Annotated in this window: 18 protein-coding genes; 4 read left to right on the top strand and 14 right to left on the bottom strand. The window is 68.8% G+C overall.

Annotation, left to right across the window (positions count from 1 at the left end):
- Positions 1 to 185 precede the first annotated feature (185 nt).
- Positions 186 to 680, top strand: coding sequence for a hypothetical protein (locus tag RJQ01_RS02105; RefSeq protein WP_350475052.1), 495 nt, complete (start codon positions 186 to 188; stop codon positions 678 to 680).
- Positions 681 to 710: 30 nt separating this feature from the next.
- On the opposite strand, the gene RJQ01_RS02110 is transcribed toward RJQ01_RS02105, so the two are convergent.
- Positions 711 to 1,391, bottom strand: coding sequence for a winged helix-turn-helix domain-containing protein (locus tag RJQ01_RS02110; protein WP_350475053.1), 681 nt, complete (start codon positions 1,389 to 1,391; stop codon positions 711 to 713).
- Entirely contained in the window at positions 1,388 to 2,542 is a 1,155-nt protein-coding gene (locus tag RJQ01_RS02115) for a sensor histidine kinase (RefSeq protein WP_350475054.1), read from the bottom strand. The genes RJQ01_RS02110 and RJQ01_RS02115 overlap by 4 nt, the downstream gene beginning before the upstream one ends.
- Positions 2,543 to 2,713: 171 nt before the next feature.
- On the opposite strand from RJQ01_RS02115, the gene phoU reads away from it, so the two are divergent.
- Positions 2,714 to 3,367 (top strand): phosphate signaling complex protein PhoU, encoded by a 654-nt coding sequence (phoU, locus tag RJQ01_RS02120; protein WP_350475092.1) that lies wholly within the window; start codon positions 2,714 to 2,716, stop codon positions 3,365 to 3,367.
- Positions 3,368 to 3,381: 14 nt separating this feature from the next.
- Here phoU and RJQ01_RS02125 read toward each other — a convergent pair whose 3' ends face one another.
- On the bottom strand, positions 3,382 to 3,855 hold the full coding sequence (locus tag RJQ01_RS02125; protein ID WP_350475055.1) for a hypothetical protein: 474 nt from the start codon (positions 3,853 to 3,855) through the stop codon (positions 3,382 to 3,384).
- A gap of 20 nt (positions 3,856 to 3,875) precedes the next feature.
- Positions 3,876 to 4,619: a phosphoglyceromutase gene (locus tag RJQ01_RS02130; protein WP_350475056.1), complete on the bottom strand. Its 744-nt coding sequence runs from the start codon at positions 4,617 to 4,619 to the stop codon at positions 3,876 to 3,878.
- Here RJQ01_RS02130 and RJQ01_RS02135 point away from each other — a divergent pair.
- The gene (locus RJQ01_RS02135; RefSeq protein WP_350475057.1) at positions 4,618 to 5,439 is read left to right on the top strand and encodes a class I SAM-dependent methyltransferase; all 822 of its coding nucleotides are present in this window, start codon (positions 4,618 to 4,620) and stop codon (positions 5,437 to 5,439) included. The two genes, RJQ01_RS02130 and RJQ01_RS02135, sit on opposite strands and share 2 nt — an antisense overlap.
- 17 nt (positions 5,440 to 5,456) lie before the next feature.
- Here RJQ01_RS02135 and RJQ01_RS02140 read toward each other — a convergent pair whose 3' ends face one another.
- The 4 genes from RJQ01_RS02140 to RJQ01_RS02155 form a co-directional block, all read right to left on the bottom strand.
- Positions 5,457 to 6,563, bottom strand: coding sequence for an FUSC family protein (locus RJQ01_RS02140; RefSeq protein ID WP_350475058.1), 1,107 nt, complete (start codon positions 6,561 to 6,563; stop codon positions 5,457 to 5,459).
- Between the two features lie 17 nt (positions 6,564 to 6,580).
- A complete protein-coding gene (ygfZ, locus tag RJQ01_RS02145) occupies positions 6,581 to 7,708 on the bottom strand; it encodes a CAF17-like 4Fe-4S cluster assembly/insertion protein YgfZ (protein ID WP_350475059.1) in 1,128 nt (375 codons plus the stop codon).
- Between the two features lies 1 nt (position 7,709).
- Positions 7,710 to 8,306, bottom strand: coding sequence for a heme-binding beta-barrel domain-containing protein (locus RJQ01_RS02150; RefSeq protein ID WP_350475060.1), 597 nt, complete (start codon positions 8,304 to 8,306; stop codon positions 7,710 to 7,712).
- 153 nt (positions 8,307 to 8,459) lie between these two features.
- On the bottom strand, positions 8,460 to 8,726 hold the full coding sequence (locus RJQ01_RS02155; RefSeq protein ID WP_350475061.1) for a hypothetical protein: 267 nt from the start codon (positions 8,724 to 8,726) through the stop codon (positions 8,460 to 8,462).
- A 50-nt stretch (positions 8,727 to 8,776) separates the two neighbouring features.
- On the opposite strand from RJQ01_RS02155, the gene RJQ01_RS02160 reads away from it, so the two are divergent.
- Positions 8,777 to 9,469 (top strand): winged helix-turn-helix domain-containing protein, encoded by a 693-nt coding sequence (locus RJQ01_RS02160; protein WP_350475062.1) that lies wholly within the window; start codon positions 8,777 to 8,779, stop codon positions 9,467 to 9,469.
- A 39-nt stretch (positions 9,470 to 9,508) separates the two neighbouring features.
- Here RJQ01_RS02160 and pstB read toward each other — a convergent pair whose 3' ends face one another.
- The 6 genes from pstB to RJQ01_RS02190 all read right to left on the bottom strand — a co-directional run bounded on the left by pstB (position 9,509) and on the right by RJQ01_RS02190 (position 16,896).
- A complete protein-coding gene (gene pstB, locus RJQ01_RS02165; protein WP_350475063.1) occupies positions 9,509 to 10,288 on the bottom strand; it encodes a phosphate ABC transporter ATP-binding protein PstB in 780 nt (259 codons plus the stop codon).
- Positions 10,289 to 10,306: 18 nt separating this feature from the next.
- Complete coding sequence (gene pstA, locus RJQ01_RS02170; protein ID WP_350475064.1) at positions 10,307 to 11,392, bottom strand: phosphate ABC transporter permease PstA; 1,086 nt, start codon at positions 11,390 to 11,392, stop codon at positions 10,307 to 10,309.
- Positions 11,393 to 11,394: 2 nt separating this feature from the next.
- Positions 11,395 to 12,345, bottom strand: coding sequence for a phosphate ABC transporter permease subunit PstC (pstC, locus tag RJQ01_RS02175; RefSeq protein WP_350475065.1), 951 nt, complete (start codon positions 12,343 to 12,345; stop codon positions 11,395 to 11,397).
- A 151-nt stretch (positions 12,346 to 12,496) separates the two neighbouring features.
- Positions 12,497 to 13,594, bottom strand: a complete 1,098-nt coding sequence (locus RJQ01_RS02180; RefSeq protein WP_350475066.1) for a phosphate ABC transporter substrate-binding protein PstS — start codon at positions 13,592 to 13,594, stop codon at positions 12,497 to 12,499.
- 153 nt (positions 13,595 to 13,747) lie between these two features.
- Positions 13,748 to 14,713, bottom strand: a complete 966-nt coding sequence (locus RJQ01_RS02185; RefSeq protein WP_350475068.1) for an NUDIX hydrolase — start codon at positions 14,711 to 14,713, stop codon at positions 13,748 to 13,750.
- Positions 14,710 to 16,896: an RNA degradosome polyphosphate kinase gene (locus tag RJQ01_RS02190; RefSeq protein WP_350475069.1), complete on the bottom strand. Its 2,187-nt coding sequence runs from the start codon at positions 16,894 to 16,896 to the stop codon at positions 14,710 to 14,712. The genes RJQ01_RS02185 and RJQ01_RS02190 overlap by 4 nt, the downstream gene beginning before the upstream one ends.
- Positions 16,897 to 16,920: the final 24 nt, after the last annotated feature.

Here is a 16,920-nt window from a genome sequence, read left to right on the forward strand (position 1 = left end):
GCAGAACATCGATTCTACCACAGGCATTTCTCAGAATTCCGGGCCGGTGGGAGCCTCGGCAATGGTCGCGGCGGACGGCGGCGCGACCGTCCCGGCCTCGCTAGACTGGAAACCGGTCGCGTTCTCGCGGGCGCAGCCCGCCCGCGCAGCGACCGCCGAGACGACGGCCACGGGAGGCTACGCACGTGAAGAACCGATGGGCAGCAGCCACCGCGCTCGCCGCCGCACTGATCCTCGGCACCACCGGGTGCACGTTCTCGGCAGAGATCGCCACGCAGAAGGAGTACGACCCGAGCGATGGCGTGAGCACCGAGTTCGGGGAGCTCGCGGTCTACAACGCGATGCTCATCGGCGAGAACCCTGAGGCACTCAACCTCGTGATGACGGTCTTCAACCCGACCGACAGCGTGCGACGGGTCGAGGTGCAGTGGTTCGTCGAGGGTGAGCGCGTGACCGAGTCGGTCTTCGCCGAGGCGTCGGGGCTCACCACCGTCGGCGGTCCTGACGACCCCGTCGTCATCGTGACCGGGCTCGACACGGCCATCGGCGGGCTCGTTCCCCTGTACTTCAGCACCAGCACGGGCTCGGTGAGCGAGCTGCTCGTTCCGACTCTCCGCGGCGATCTGGAGGAGTACGACGAGTACGCACCCGAGTTCGTGGTCGTGCCCGAAGAGGAGTAGCCGTCGAGCCGCAGCTGACGCTCCGATACGTCAGCCTTCGAAGCGGTAGCCGAGCCCTCGCACGGTCACGAGCAGTTGGGGGTTCGAGGGGTCCTTCTCGATCTTCGAGCGGATGCGCTTGACGTGCACGTCGAGTGTCTTGGTGTCGCCGAAGTAGTCGGCGCCCCAGACGCGGTCGATGAGCTGGCCGCGCGTGAGCACGCGCCCCGCATTGCGCAGCAGCAGCTCGAGCAGCTCGAACTCTTTGAGCGGCATCGCGATCTCGCGCCCGTCGACGGTGACCTGATGCCGGTCGACGTCCATGCGCACCCCGTTGGCCTCGAGAGCGCTCTCGGCGGGTCCGTCGTCCTCGACCTGACGGCGAAGGACAGCGCGGACACGCGCGAGCAGTTCGCGCGTGGAGTACGGCTTGGTCACGTAGTCGTCAGCGCCCAGCTCGAGCCCCACGACGATGTCGATCTCGCTGTCCTTGGCCGTGAGCATGATGATCGGCACGCTCGAACGCTGGCGCAGCTCACGGCACACCTCGGTGCCCGACAGGCCGGGCAGCATGAGGTCGAGCAGCACGAGGTCGGCCCCCGCGCGCTCGAACTCGGTGATCGCGGCCAGGCCGTCATCGACGACGGTCGGCTCGTAGCCTTCGCGGCGGAGGAGGTAGGAGAGCGGCTCGCTCAGCGAGGGCTCGTCTTCGACGATCAGGATGCGGGTCATGTGCGTGCTTTCGGTCGTGAGGATGCCGCCTGGAGGACGCGAGGCAGCCTGATGGTGAAGGTGGATCCGCGGCCGGGCTGGGACCACACGCGAATCTCGCCGCCGTGATTCTGCACCACGTGCTTGACGATGCTGAGGCCCAGGCCCGTGCCGCCGGTCGACCGTGATCTCGCCTGGTCGACGCGGAAGAAGCGCTCGAAGACCCGATCGAGCTCGTCGTCGGGAATGCCGATGCCCTGATCGGTGACGGCGATCTCGATTGTGTCGTCGGTGCCGCTCACGCCGATGCCGACGCGGGAGGGCGGAAGCGAGTACTGGATGGCATTGGCGATGAGGTTGTGCACAGCGGTCACGAGCATCGCTTCATCGCCCCAGACGCGCAGGCGCTTGTCGCCGCCGCTCACGAGGGTGATGCCGAGACTGTCGGCGACGACGCGGTTCTTGTCGATCGCGGCCTGCACGATGTCGTCGACGCCGACCTCTTCAGCGGAGTCCAGCACGTCGATGGCCTGCAGGCGCGAGAGTTCGATGATCTCCTGCGTCATCGACGCCAGGCGGTTGGCCTCAGTCGTGAGGCGGTGCGCGAACGCCCGCACCTGGTCGGGGTCATCGGAGGCCTGCTCTAGCGCCTCCGCGAGCAGACCGACCGCGCCGATGGGGGTCTTGAGCTCGTGCGAGATGTTCGCCACGAAGTCGCGGCGCACGGCGTCGAGGCGGTAGGACTCGGTGCGGTCGTCCGCGATGAGCAGGATGAATCGCGAGCCGAGCCGGGCGACCCGCACGACGAGATGCAGTGAGACGTCGCCGAGTGGCCCGCGGCTGATCGCGAGCTCCTGGGTGACCGGCTCTCCCGTGCGGCGCACGTCGTCGACGAGGCCCACGAGGGTCGGCTGCGCGAGGCTGCGGTGCCAGACGAGACCGAGGGCGTACGCACCGGGGGAGGCCGTGACGACGTTGTTGCTCGGGTCGAGGACGACGGCGGCCGACTCGAGCGCGTCGATCACCTGATCGACGCCATCCGGAACCGAGGAGGACGCGACCTCGACCGCCACCCGGCCGCGCCGGGCCGCGCTCACGACGATCGCGACGGCTCCGCCCCCGACGATCGCCCCGACGGCGATGGCGAGGGGCACGAGCAGTGCCGGGTCCATGAGGACTAGATTAGTGACTGTCATCGTGCAGGAATCGCGATCGGGCCACCGGGCCATGCCCGGGGCCGCACTGTTCACACCGACGTCACCGGGCGTTCATACGATGGCGACACTGTAGGTCGGTCTGCCCGCCGGGCCGTGCGAGTCGAAGAAGCGAAGGAAGTGACCCCCATGCGCGAAGTGTTCCAGCAGGAGTTGCAGGAGGTGCAGGAGCGCCTCGTCGAGATCTCCGGACTGGTCGCGGCGTCTATCGACAGCGCGACGCGCGCGTTCAACGAGTCGAACGTGGAGCTCGCCGAGACCGTCATCGCCGACGACGCGAAGATCGACGCCGCGTGCGCCGAGCTCGACGAGCTCGCCATCAACATCCTCGCCCGGCAGCAGCCCGTCGCGCGCGACCTGCGTATCGTGGTGAGCGCGCTCCGCATCAGCGCCTCGCTCGAGCGCATGGGCGACATGTCCGAGCACATCGCGCAGCTCGCCCGGTACCGCTTCCCCGACAAGGTCGTGCCCAAGAGCCTGCGCGGCACGTTCAAGGAGATGGGCGCGCTCGACGCCTCCATGGCGCGCATGCTCGTCGAGCTGCTGCAGACCGAGGACGTGTCGATCGCTGAGGCGATCCGCAACGAGGACGACAAGGTCGATGCGCTGCACCTGAGCGTGTTCGACAAGGTGCTCGGTGAGAAGTGGAAGGGCGAGGCCATCGACACCGTCGACGCGACCCTCGCAAGCCGCTACCACGAGCGCTTCGCCGACCACGCCGTCTCGATCGCCAAGAAGGTTCAGTACCTCGCGACCGGAGACTGGGTTCCGACCGAGGGTTAGCAGCCCCCGCCCGCTCAGATGAGGGGGAACTGGTCCATCACGACCACGCGCCCGTCGTCGCCCTCGGGGGCGAGGTCGAGCACCGCGATGGCACGCAGCTCGAGGCGCTCGCCCCGATCGATGCGCTCCTCCGGCGCAAGCGGAACGTGCGGACGGTAGGCGCCCGCCACCACGCTGGGATCATCGACGCGCACGCCGAGCTCGCGCAGGAGCATCACGAGGGTGAGGTGCGCTTCGACGAGCTCGTCGGCGTCGTCGAGGAGCGTGACCTCGGTCTGCTCTGCACCGAGCGTCTCGTCGTCGCCCCCCGTTGCCTCGAAGGGGCCGTAGCTCGAGTAGGCGGCCTCGACGGCGGCGACGATCTGGTCCGGGTCGGCCTCGCTGCTCGCCGCCCCGAAGAGGCTCACGTGCAGGGGCAGGGCATCCGGGAGCAACTCGGCCTCGAGGGCGATCTCGTCGAGGAAGGCGACGACGGCGAAGCGCAGCATGGCCGCGGACGACCCGGCGCCTACTTTGTGCCCTGGCTCGCGACCGCGGCGGCTCCCGCCGCAGCCGCCTCCGGGTCGAGGTACTCGGCGGGCTTGACGGGCATGAAGTCGTCGCCGAGCTCGTAGACGAGCGGAATACCGGTCGGAATGTTGAGGCCCGCGATCTCGTCGTCGCCGATGCCGTCGAGATGCTTCACGAGGGCGCGCAGCGAGTTGCCGTGCGCGGTGATCAGCACCGTGCTGCCCGCCGCGAGATCGGGGGTGATGTCGCTCTGCCAGTAGGGCAGCATACGGTCGATGACGAGCTTGAGGCTCTCGGTGCGCGGAACCTCGCCGTCGATGCCGGCGTACCGCGGGTCGTGCACCTGGCTGTACTCGGCGTCGTCCTCGAGCGCGGGCGGCGGGGTGTCGAAGCTGCGCCGCCAGGTCATGAAGAGCTCCTCGCCGTGCTTCTCGAGCGTCTCCGCCTTGTTGAGGCCCTGCAGGGCGCCGTAGTGACGCTCGTTGAGGCGCCAGCTGCGCTTGACGGGAAGCCAGTCGAGGTCGGCCGTCTCGAGGGCGATGTTGGCGGTGTGGATCGCACGCTTGAGCAACGAGGTGTAGAGGATGCGCGGCGCGAGCCCGGACTCCTTGATGAGCTCGCCGGCGCGGCGTGCTTCGGCCCGGCCCTGCTCGGTCAGCTCGACATCGACCCATCCGGTGAAGATGTTCTTCTCGTTCCAGACGGAGTGGCCGTGGCGCAGCAGGATGAGCGTGTGAGTCATGTCTCCACCCTACCGACGCGCCTCGACCGAGTTGAATGGGGGGATGGTGCAGGGGCGGGTGACGCGCGGGACGACGGGTACGAACCGGCTGCGTCGTATGGATCGATGGATCGCCGCGCATCCCGTGCTGCGCCGCACGACCGATCCGCTCATCGTCGACCTCGGCTACGGCGCCTCCGCCTGGACGACGATCGAGCTGTTCGCGCGACTGCGCGAGGTGCGACCGGATGCCCGGGTGACGGGCCTCGAGATCGATCCGGTGCGCGTGCGGTTGGCGGCGCCGCACGCGCGTCCGGGGCTCGACTTCGCCGTCGGAGGGTTCGACGTGCCGCTCGACGGCGGGCGCCGGCCCGCGGTCATCCGCGCGGCGAACGTGCTGCGCCAGTACGACGAGCACGAGGTCCCGGGTGCGTGGCGGCTCATGCGCGAGCGCCTGCAACCCGGCGGGCTTCTGCTCGAGGGCACGAGCAACGAGGTCGGCCGCGTGGCCAGCTGGGTGGGTCTCGACCCGCAGGGCCCGCGCACGCTCACGATCTCGCTGCACCTGCCCAGCCTCGAGCACCCCTCGATCGTCGCCCAGCGGCTGCCGAAAGCGCTCATCCATCGCAACGTTCCGGGCGAGCGCATCTACACCCTGCTGCGGGATCTCGACGCGCACTGGGCACACCATGCCGCCCTCGACGCCTTCTCGGCCCGCCAGCGCTGGGTGGCGACGGTGCAGAGCCTGCGCGACGCGGGCTGGCCCGTGCGCGACACCGCGGCGCGCTGGAGGCTCGGTGAGTTGACGGTCGACTGGGGCGCGGTCGCACCGCTGCCGTAGTGCGGCGCGACCGCGCTTCAGAGTGGCGGCAGGGTCGCGCGCGCCTCGTCGGCGGGCATCCCAGCGGCGAGGAGCGCGTCGTAGGCGAGAGGGCGCAGCAGCACGATGACCACCTGGTCGGCGACGCCGGCGCCGTCGATGCGGTGGGGCGCGAGCTGACGGGCCAGCTCTGCGGCGACCGCGCGGAGGGCGTAGCGCGCCGCCGGCTCGTGGTGGCTGCGGCCGAGCAGCCGCACGACCTCTGCCGCGCGCGCGACGACGTCGGCGAGCGCGCGGCGCTCCCCGTGATCGCGCACGAGCACGTCGATGCGGCGTGCGAGTGCGCGCAGGTGGCGCGTGACGAGGTCGGTGGTCTCGAGCAGGCGCGCCTCGTCGCGCAGTCGCGCGCGGTGGCGACGCAGCCACGGGCTCACGTCGGCGACGGCACGGGCGCTCTCGAGGCTGCGCTCCCACTCGTCGATGAGTCGCTGGGTGCGACGGGCTCTCGCGAGGGCGAGGTCGGCAGCGGGCTCATCGCCGTGGCGCAGTGCGGTGACGAGGCCTTCAAGCGATTGGTCGAGCACCGAGAAGAGCGCACGGGCCTCGTCTCGGGCCCGAACAACGTCGAGGCGGGGGATGAGCGCGGTGGCGGCGAGAGCCATGGCCCCACCGACGAGGCCGTCGAGGCTTCGGGCGAACACTCCCGTCTCCGGGTCGGGCAGCAGGGCGACGAGCATCGACTGCACGGCCGCGGCGATCGCGAAGGGCGCGGAGGGCGAGACGGCCCGCGCGACGATGAGCGTGGCAGCCAGGATGAGGGCGAGCTGCCCGATGCCGCGCCCGATACCGGCCACGATCAGCGCGGCGACGATGATGCCGATGTTGATGCCGATGACTGTCTCGACGACGTGGCGCGGCCGGGCGTCTCGGGCAAGGCCCAGAGCGATGATGGTGACGGTGACGGCGACGACGGGCACGTCGTGCCCGAGCCCGAACCGCGCGATGAGGTACGCGGTCGTCGCAGCGACGACGATCTGCGCGATGCCGGGCACGGATCGCACGACTCGCCGCCCCGCGGCGCGCAGGCCCAGCTGGCGGCGGATGCGCCGCTCGAGCCTGCGCAACGGGTCGGGCAAGCGGGCCATAGCGGTCGGCGTCGCGACTAGCGCTGCACGGCGCCGAGGCGCGGGATGCGCGGAACCCCCGCGGTCGCGCCCGCCTCGGGCGGCACGATGACTTCCTGGGCCGCGGCGATGAGCTCGGCGGGTGACTCGCCCTCCGCGTCGATGCGCACGGCGAGGGGCGCCTGCGGGTCAAGCGAGCGCTTGACCACGGCGAGCCCGATCGGGCCGAGTTCGTGGTGCCGCGCGCTCGAGGTCAGCCTTCCCACCTCTGCGCCGTCGAGCAGCACGGAAGATCCGGAGTCGGGCAGCACGCCCGCCGACCCGTCGAGATGCAGCAGCACGAGGCGCCGGGGCGGGTGCCCGAGGTTGTGCACCTTGGCGACGGTTTCCTGCCCGCGGTAGCAGCCTTTCGCCAGGTGCACGGCCGAGCGCATCCAGTCGAGCTCGTGCGGGATGGTGCGCTCGTCAGCCTCGGTCGCCTGGCGAGGGCGCCACGCGGCGATGCGCAGAGCCTCGAGGGCGAGGGTGCCGGCGACGGCGAGCTCGCCGTGGAGAGCCTGGTCGGCGAGGGCGGGCATCTCGTCGCGCGCGACAAGCATCTCCGCTGCAGGGTACGCGACTCCGGGATGCTCCGCCGACGCCGCGTACTGCCACCCGCCGTCTTGCACGACCGTCCACGGGTCGCGCCACATCAGAGGCACCCCGTGCGGGGTCGCGGCGCTCACGAGCTTGGCGCCATCGCTGCTCAGCTGACCGAGCGTCGCCCACTGGGCGGAGACGTCGGCGACCTCCACCTGCATCATGAACCGCATGCGATCGAGCCACGCGGCGAGCGGCTCGGCCTGCTCGCCGTCGACGAGCAGCCAGGTCGTCGTGCCGTCGTCGACGAGGCGCATGCTGTGCTCGAGGCGACCCTGCGGGTCGAGCAACAGAGTCTCAGCGCTCGACCCCGGCGCGAGGTGCGCGATCGCCTGGGAGGTGAGGGAGTCGAGCCAGCGCAGGCGGTCTTCCCCCGTGACCGTGACGACGCCACGGTCGGAGAGGTCGACGATGGCGCGGCCCGCGGCGAGCATCCGCTGCTCCACCACCGGTTCTCCGTAGTGGGCCGCCACGCGCCCTGAGGCGTCGGCGACGGCGCCGGGGAGGGCGAGGAAGGGGGAGGTCATGTCACTCCTGACGGTTGAGCGTGCCGGAGGCGTGCGTGCGCAGGTCGTTGCCGAGCGCGGCGATATCCCACGCCCACAGCAGGCGGCCCTCCACGAGGCCGTAGAGCCGCGTCGCTGCACTGTAGTCCTTCGCGCTCGCCGAGCGCATGACCGCGTCGGTCTGCAGGTCGATGCGGGCCGGCATCGCGCGCCCCAGGTAGAGCTCGCTCACGCCGCCCGGGTGGATGATGGCCACCTCGACCTCGAAGGCGCTGTCGGCGGTGCGCAGGGCCTCGACCTCGTCGGCGGTGGCGAAAGGGCGTGCGCCTTCGCCGGGCAGCATTCCCGGCCCCGGGTCGCCCGGCTGAGCGGGTCGGTGCAGCCGCCAGTAGCCGGCCTCTGCGGTGAGCGGCGTGTTGGCCTCGTCGAGCAGCCAGGTCTGCGACGAGTAGTTGAGGTAGCCCAGGCCGTCGTGGCTGAAGCTCACGCGCTGCCCGAACTCGTGCTCGCGCACCTGGTCGCCGTCGACGTAGTGCACGACGCCCGTGCCCTCCCAGAGGCCCACGAGCCACGCGAGCGGGGCGAGCTCGGCGGGGAGGTCAGAGTCGAGAGAGAACACGGTGTCGCGTGAGCGCGGTCGAGGCGGGCGGGCGCCGCTCAGCGCTGACCGCGGTACAGGTTGACGAGCACCACGACGGAGACGAACCCGATCGCGAGGGTTGCCAGCCCGAGGAGGCCGAGGAAGAAGATTTCGAGGGCGAGCAGCATGGGCCTAGTCTACGCCCGCGATGATGAGCAGGAGCCCGGTGGCCGCGGCGAGGATGAGCACGATGCCGCTCGTGGTGACGAGCAGTCGGGTGACGAAGCCTTCCTTGAGCTGCAGGCTGACCTGCACGACGAAGGTCACGAGAAGGGCGCCGCCGGCGATGGCGGGGAGGGCATCGCCCCACCGCTCCTCGGGTAGGAGGGCGGCGGCGAGGGCGACGGCCACGACGACCGCGATCCACACCGGGATCGCCGTCGCCAGAGTGCGGGTCATCTCCCCATGGTAGGCCGCTTGTAGACTGGCGGGGACACCGTGGAGGACTCATGGCGCAGCTGCTCATCCTGACCTCGCAGGTGAACGCCGACGTTCTCCCCGCGCTCGGTCTGCTCAGCCACCGGGTTCGCCAGATCCCCGCCGAGCCGGCCGCTCTCGTCGGGGCGCCCGCGGCGGACGCCGTCGTCGTCGACGCGCGCACCGATCTGGCGGCGGCGAAATCGCTGTGCAAGATTCTCACGACGACGGGCGCTGGCTCCCCCCTCATCGTCGTGCTCACTGAGGGCGGTCTGACGGCGATCAATGCGGAGTGGGGCGTCGACGACGTGATCCTCGACACGGCGGGCCCCGCGGAGGTGGATGCCCGGCTCCGGCTGGTCATCGGTCGGCAGGCGATCGGCCCCGAGACGTCGATGATCCGCGCCTCGGGTGTCGTCATCGATGAGGCCAGCTACTCGGCGAAGGTGCACGGCCGTACGCTCGACCTCACGTTCAAGGAGTTCGAGCTGCTGCGGTTCTTCGCCACCCACCCGAGCCGCGTCTTCACGCGTGAGCAGCTGCTGAGCGAGGTGTGGGGCTACGACTACTTCGGCGGCACCCGCACGGTCGATGTGCACGTGCGGCGCCTGCGCGCCAAGCTCGGCGATATGGAGTCGCTCATCGGCACGGTGCGCAACGTCGGCTACCGCTTCACTGTTCACGAGGACGACACCGAGCAGCCCGCAGCGCGCTCCGGCGTGTAGGCGCCGAGCAGGCCGGAGCTGCTCGGCTCGGGCTATGCCCTAGCCGAACTTGCCGGAGACGTAGTCCTCGGTGTCCTTGATGCTCGGGTTCGAGAAGATTGTGACCGTGTCGTCGACCTCGATGAGCTTGCCGGGCTTGCCCGTTCCCGCGATGTTGAAGAAGGCCGTTCTGTCGCTCACGCGGCTGGCCTGCTGCATGTTGTGCGTCACGATCACGATCGTGTAGTCCTGCTTGAGCTCTTCGATGAGGTCTTCGATGGCGAGCGTCGAGATCGGGTCGAGGGCCGAGCAGGGCTCGTCCATGAGGATGACCTCGGGCTCGACGGCGATCGCACGAGCGATGCACAGGCGTTGCTGCTGTCCGCCCGAGAGCCCGTTGCCGGGCCGATCGAGGCGGTCCTTGACTTCGTTCCAGAGGTTTGCCCCGCGCAGGGACTTCTCGACGAGCTCTTCGGCATCGGACTTCGAGATGCGCTGGTTGTTGAGCTTGACGCCCGCGATGACATTGTCGCGGATCGACATCGTCGGGAACGGGTTGGGGCGCTGGAAGACCATGCCGACCTGGCGGCGCACGCGAACGGGATCAACGCCCGGGCCGTAGAGGTTGTCGCCGTCCATGAGCACCTCGCCGTCGACCCAGGCGCCGGGGATCACCTCGTGCATGCGGTTGAGCGTGCGGATGAAGGTCGACTTCCCGCAACCGGAGGGGCCGATGAGCGCCGTCACGCTGCGGGGTTCGATGACGAGGTTGACACCTTCCACAGCCTTGAACTTGCTGTAGTAGACGTCCAGGTCGTTGACTTCGATGCGCTTTGACACGGGTGCGTTCCTTAGGGTCTATCGGCCGAGCTTGGGGGCGAAGATGCGGGCCACGAGTCGCGCGCCCAGGTTGAGGATCATCACAATGGCGATGAGCGTGAGGGCTCCGGCCCACGCACGATCGATGTAGGGCTGGAAGTCTGTGCCCTGGCTGATGTACGAGTAGTAGACGTAGACGGGAAGGCTCTGCATGCGGCCCTCGGTCAGATCGAAGTTGAAGTTGTTCGAGAAGCCCGCGGCGATGAGCAGGGGTGCGGTCTCACCGATCACGCGCGCGATCGAGAGCATGACGCCCGTTGTGATGCCGGCGATCGCGGTCGGGATGACCACCTTGAGGATCGTCAGCCACTTGGGCACGCCGAGCGCGTACGAGGCCTCGCGCAGCTCGTTGGGGACGAGTCGCAGGATCTCCTCGCTCGAGCGCACCACGACAGGGAGCATGAGCACCGTGAGGGCGATCGCGCCGGAGAGCCCGACGCGCGTTCCCGGCCCCAGGATCAGCTCGAACAGGGCGAACGCGAAGAGGCCCGCGACGATCGACGGGATGCCCGTCATCACGTCGACCAGGAAGGTGATCGCCTGCGCGAGACGGCCGCGACCGTACTCGACAAGGTAGATGGAGGTGAGCAGACCGATGGGCACCGAGATGAGCGTTGCCACCCCGGTCATGAGCAGCGTGCCGATGATCGCGTGTGCCGCACCACCGCCCTCGCCGAGCACGTTGCGCAGCGAGAGGGTGAAGAAGTCGAGGTCGATGCGGCCGCTGCCCTGCGCCAGGACGGTGAAGACGAGCGAGATCAGGGGGAGCATCGCGATCACGAAAGCGAGGCCGACGAGCGCCGTGACGAAGCGGTCGGTCGCGCGGCGGGTGCCCTCGACGAGTCGCGAGACGATGTAGATGAGCACGACGTAGCCCACGACGCCGAAGAACACGGCGCCGACGATGTTGTAGTCCTCTTCGGCGGTGGATGCCTGGAGGAGTCCGAAAACGGCGGCGGATGCGGCGAGGGTGCCCGCGAGGATGCCCCACGGTACCGCGGTGGGCAGGCGGCCCGCAGTGAGCGGGTTGGTCACGGCCTGCGGCGGGCTGACGGTGCTGACCATGATCAGTTGGCTCCCGAGAAGTCTTTGCGGCGATTGACGATATAGCGAGCGATCGAGTTCACGATGAGGGTGATCGCGAAGAGGATGAGCCCGGTGGCGATGAGCACGTTGACGTTGATGCCGTACGCCTCCGGGAACCGCAGTGCGACGTTCGCGGCGATCGTGAGCGGGTTCTCCGAACTGATGATGTCGAACGTGATGATGCCGCTGCCCGAGAGCACCATCGCCACCGCCATGGTCTCACCCAGAGCGCGCCCGAGGCCGAGCATGGCGCCAGAGATCACACCGGGCCGCCCGAAGGGCAGGACCACGGTGCGGATCATCTCCCACCGGGTTGCGCCGAGCGCGAGCGCGGCCTCCTCGTACAGAGGCGGTGTCTGCAGGAAGACCTCGCGCGAGATCGCGGTGATGATCGGCAGGATCATGACGGCGAGCACGATCGCCGCCGTGAGCATGGTGCGTCCAGTACCCGAGGCGGGCCCGGCAAAGAGAGGGATCCACCCGAGGTTCTCTTCCAGCCACACGAAGCTGGGCTGGATCGCGCCGGCGAGCACGTTCGCTCCCCAGAGGCCGAAGACGACTGAGGGCACGGCCGCGAGCAGATCCATGATGTATCCGAGGCCCTGCGCGAGACGCCGCGGTGCGTAGTGCGAGATGAAGAGTGCGATGCCGATCGCGAGGGGGAGGGCCATCGCGAGGGCAAGGGCCGCCGCCCACAGTGTGCCGAAGATGAGGGGGATCACGAAGGACGTGAAGTCGATGCCCTCCGCATAGATCGAGACCGACTCCGGGTCGGCGGCGATGCCGGGGATACCCTGCAGGACCAGGAAGCCCGCGACGGCGGCGAGGATGGCGAGGATGAGACTGCCCGCGATGAGGGCGCTCGCCGAGAAGACCCGGTCACCCGGTCGCTGCTTCGCTCGAGGGCGGATGATCTCGACGGGCGATGACATGGGTTTCTCCTCGGCTCCGGCTCGGGCTGGGGCTGCGCCGTGGACCTGGAAGGCGCTCTGTGTCTCTTGGTGATGCTATCGGGGCAAACGCCCCGCAGTCCCGCCGATCGAGAGATCGACCGACGGGACCGCGGAGTGCGTCGTGCTACTGCTACTGGACGGCGTCGATGAAGCCCTGTGCCTCGGCGCGCAGCGCGTCCGAGATCGGAGCCGAGCCAGCGGCGTCGGCGGCGAGAGCCTGGCCCTCTTCGCTGATCATGTAGCTGAGGTACGCCTTCACGAGGTCGACCGGAGCGCCCTCCTGGTACTCGTTGCAGGCAACGATGTACGACACGAGAACGATCGGGTACACGCCGACCTCTTCGGACGCGCGGTCGAGGTTGATCGCCAGGTCACCGGGTCCACGACCCTCGACGCGGGGGGACGCGTCGACGATGGCGGCGGCAGCCTCCGGGGAGAACGGCACGAAGTCGCCACCCACGGCGACCGCAACGGTTCCGAGGTCGCCGGCGCGCGAGGCGTCCGCGTAGCCGATGGTACCGGTGCCGTTGGTCACGGCGTCGACGACGCCGGAGGTCTGCGGGGCAGCCTCTCCGCCGTACTCGGTCGGCCATGTCTCGATAGCACCCACGGTCCACACGTCAGGTGCGTTGACCGCCAGGTAGTCCGTGAAGTTCGCCGTCGTGCCCGAGTCGTCCGCGCGGTGCACTGCGGTGATCGTCAGGTCGGGCAGTTCGACGCCCTCGTTGGTGGCGGCGATGGCCGGGTCGTTCCAGTTGGTGATCTCACCCGCGAAGATGCCCGCGATGGTCGCGGCGTCCATGTTGAGCGAGTCGATGCCCTCGAGGTTGAAGATGATCGCGATCGGCGAGATGTAGGCGGGGATCTCGATGATGCCGGTGCCGGGCACGCACGAGGCGAAGTTGTCCGCGGCGATCTCCTCGTCGTTGAACGCACGGTCGGTACCGGCGAACTGCGACCCGCCGCCGATGAAGGTCTCGCGGCCGCCGCCGGAGCCGATCGGGTCGTACTCGACGGTCACGTCAGGGTTTGCGGTCTGGAAGCCGACGACCCATGCCTCCTGGGCCGACTGCTGGGACGATGCGCCAGCGCCGATCAAGGTGCCGGAGAGCGACGACATGTCGTCGTCGGTACCGGGCTCGGTCGTGTCGCTGCTCGCGCACGCGCTGAGCACGAGGGCACTGGCGGCGATGATGGCAGCGAAGCTGCCTGCACGCGTGATGTTCACTGTGTTCCCTTCGGGGATTGGTGACAGGGGGGTGGGCCGCACGGATCGCACGGCACGTCACAGACGCTAGGGAGCGTTGTTGACGAGAGTCGACGCTCTCGATGAACGGAAGGTGAACGAGGGCGTAACTCGGCGGCAGTGCGGCCGCGCTGATCAGGGCGTCGAGGGCGAGTGGGTCTCGATGGCCACGAGCCTCGGAGACTCCGTTTCTGCGGAGAAGTGCAGCACGGTGTACTCGCCGGTGGCGAGCGACGCACTGCGCCGCAGCGCGCCATGATCGGCATCGCCCCCCCGTGCGGCCGCTGCGGAGATGATCTGAGGGATGACCGGGCCGTGGCTGCAGAGAACGCTCGACTCCCGACGTGCGAGCCGCTTGCCCACGATCTTTGCCACTTTCTCGCCGTCGCCCGCGTAGGCGTCCTGGCTGAGCGACATGGACGTCTTGACAGACAACGCGAGCAATGCGGCCGTCGGCTCGATCGTCGACAGGCACCGGGCGGCGGTGCTCGACACGAGCACGGACGGCCCGAACGCGGCCACGCCGCCCGCCACGGACGCAGACTGCTCGAGACCGCGATGGAGGAGCGGACGCGTCGCGTCGGGGCCGTCCCACTGGTCATGGGGCATCGCCTTGCCGTGCCGCAGCACGATGAGAGCAAAGGTGCGAGCGAGGCCGGCGTCGAACAGGGCGGCGAATCGGTCTACGACGTCGGCGTCGTGCTCGTAGCTGAGTCGCTTCGCCGCTTTGGAGGCGGCGACCCACTCCAGGGCACGGATCTCGCCGTTCGCCTCGTAGCTGTGCCGCTCCGCAGCGCCGGGGTCGACCTCGGCCGCCCAATAGTGCACAACCTTGTCTTTGCCGTTCGGCATCGTGTACTCAACGGTGCCCAGTGGCGCGCCGAGCACCACGTCGAATCCAGTCTCCTCAGCGATCTCGCGCACCGCTGTGTGCGGCAGCGTCTCCCCCGGGTCGACCTTCCCCTTCGGCAGAGAGACATCCTTGTGCTGCGTGCGGTGCACGAGCAGGATGCGCGCCTTTCCGTCCACGAGCTTCCAGACGACGGCGCCCGCCGCCAGCACGGTCGTGGACGCGGTCGCGGTGCTGCTCGTCGGAGTCATCGCTTCTGTGGGCTGCGGCGTCGGTCGGCGATCGACTTCATGAGGCCATTCTGCACGTCATCCAGATCGGCCGCCGCGCCATCGAGGTGGTGTCGATGCCACGCGCCATCGGGGTGCAGATGCCACGACGCCGCGTCCTCGTGCAGATGGCGCTCGAAGAGCTCGTCGATCTGAGCGAGGTGCGCAGGGTCGCTGAGGCGGATGAGTGCCTCGATACGACGGTCGAGATTGCGATGCATCATGTCGGCGCTACCGATGTACACCTGCGGGTCGCCGTCGTTGTGGAAGGAGAAGATGCGCGAGTGCTCGAGGTAGCGCCCGAGGACGCTGCGCACACGGATCGTCTCGCTGAGCCCCTCGCGGCCGGGAACGAGGGCGCAGATGCCGCGCACCACGAGGTCGATCGGCACACCCGCCATGCTCGCCTGGTACAGGGCGTCGATGATGGCCTCGTCGACGATCGAGTTGAGCTTGAGGCGGATTCCGGAAGGCTTGCCCGCGCGTGCGTTCTTCGTCTCGGTCGCGATGAGTTTGAGCAGACCCTTGCGCAGATACCGGGGGGCGACGAGGAGCCGCTTGTACTTCTTCTCGATCGCATAGCCCGACAACTCGTTGAACAGCCTCGTCAGATCGCGACCGACCTGCTCGTCGGCGGTGAAAAGCCCGAGGTCCTCGTAGATGCGACTCGTCTTGGGGTTGTAGTTGCCGGTACCGACGTGGCTGTACGACCGCAGTGAGCCGTCTGGCTCCTGGCGCACAACGAGGGCGAGCTTGCAGTGCGTCTTGAGACCGACGAGCCCGTAGACGACGTGCACGCCGGCTTTCTCGAGCTTGCGCGCCCAGTCGATGTTGTTCTGCTCGTCGAAGCGCGCCTTGATCTCCACGAGGGCGAGCACGGCCTTGCCCGCCTCGGCCGCGTCGATGAGCGCCTCGACGATGGGGCTGTCGCCGCTCGTGCGGTACAGCGTCTGCTTGATCGCGAGCACGTTCGGGTCCTGTGCCGCCTGCTCCAGGAAGGCCTGCACGCTCGTCGCGAACGACTCATAGGGATGGTGCACCAGGATGTCGCCCTCGCGGATCGAGGCGAAGACATCCGGAGTCGTGTTCGGCTCACCCGGCTGCAGCTGCACGGGGGTCACCGGCACGTGCTTGGGGTACTTGAGCGAGGGTCGGTCGATCTTCGCGAGCTCGAAGAGCCCGCCGAGGTCCAGCGGCGCGGGCAGGCGGTAGACCTCCTGCTCGGTAATGCCCAGTTCGCGCACCAGAAGCCCGAGCGTCACCGGGTCCATGTCGTCGGTGATCTCGAGGCGGATCGGCGGCCCGAAGCGTCGCCGCAGCAGCTCGCGCTCGAGAGCTTGGATGAGGTTCTCGGTCTCGTCCTCCTCGATCTCGACGTCCTCGTTGCGTGTCACGCGGAACTCGTGGTGCTCGAGAATCTCCATGCCGGGGAAGAGTTCGTGCAGGTGATTCGAGATGAGGTCTTCGAGGGTGAGGAAGCGCAGATTGCCCGAGGAGCTGTCGGCGAGCTGCACGAAGCGTGGCAGCACGGTGGGCACTTTGAGCCGCGCGAACTCGATCTTGGAGGTCTTGGGATTCCTCACGCGCACGGACAGGTTGAGCGAGAGGCCCGAGATGTAGGGGAAGGGGTGGGCCGGGTCGACCGCGAGCGGCATGAGCACGGGAAAGATCTGCTCGGTGAAGATCTCGTCGACGCGCGCGCGATCGGCGTCGTCCAGATCGGCCCACGTCTCCACATGGATGCTCGCCTCGTCGAGGGCGGGCTTGACGAGCTCGTGGAAGGCGCGCGCGTGGCGGTGCTGCAGCTCGAGAGCGAAGCTGTTGATGCTCGCGAGCACGTCGGCGGGCACGCGCCCCGTGTTCGTCGGCACTGCGAGACCCGTCACGATGCGCCGCTTGAGCCCGGCGACGCGCACCATGAAGAACTCGTCGAGGTTCGACGCGAAGATGGCGAGGAAGTTCACGCGCTCGAGCAACGGCACGGTGGGGTCTTCGGCGAGCTCGAGCACGCGCTGGTTGAAATGCAGCCAGCTCAGCTCTCGATCGAGGTACCGGTCGGCGGGCAGCGTGCCGTCATCGACGCTCGTGGTCTCGTCGTAGTCGTCAGAGAAGTCTCCGCCCACACCGCCGTCGACCTGGTAGTCGCTTGCGCCCTCGTCCTGCATCCCGACAGTCTGACACCACCGGGT

It is taken from the genome of Microcella sp. (assembly GCF_040286215.1).
GTDB lineage: Bacteria > Actinomycetota > Actinomycetes > Actinomycetales > Microbacteriaceae > Microcella.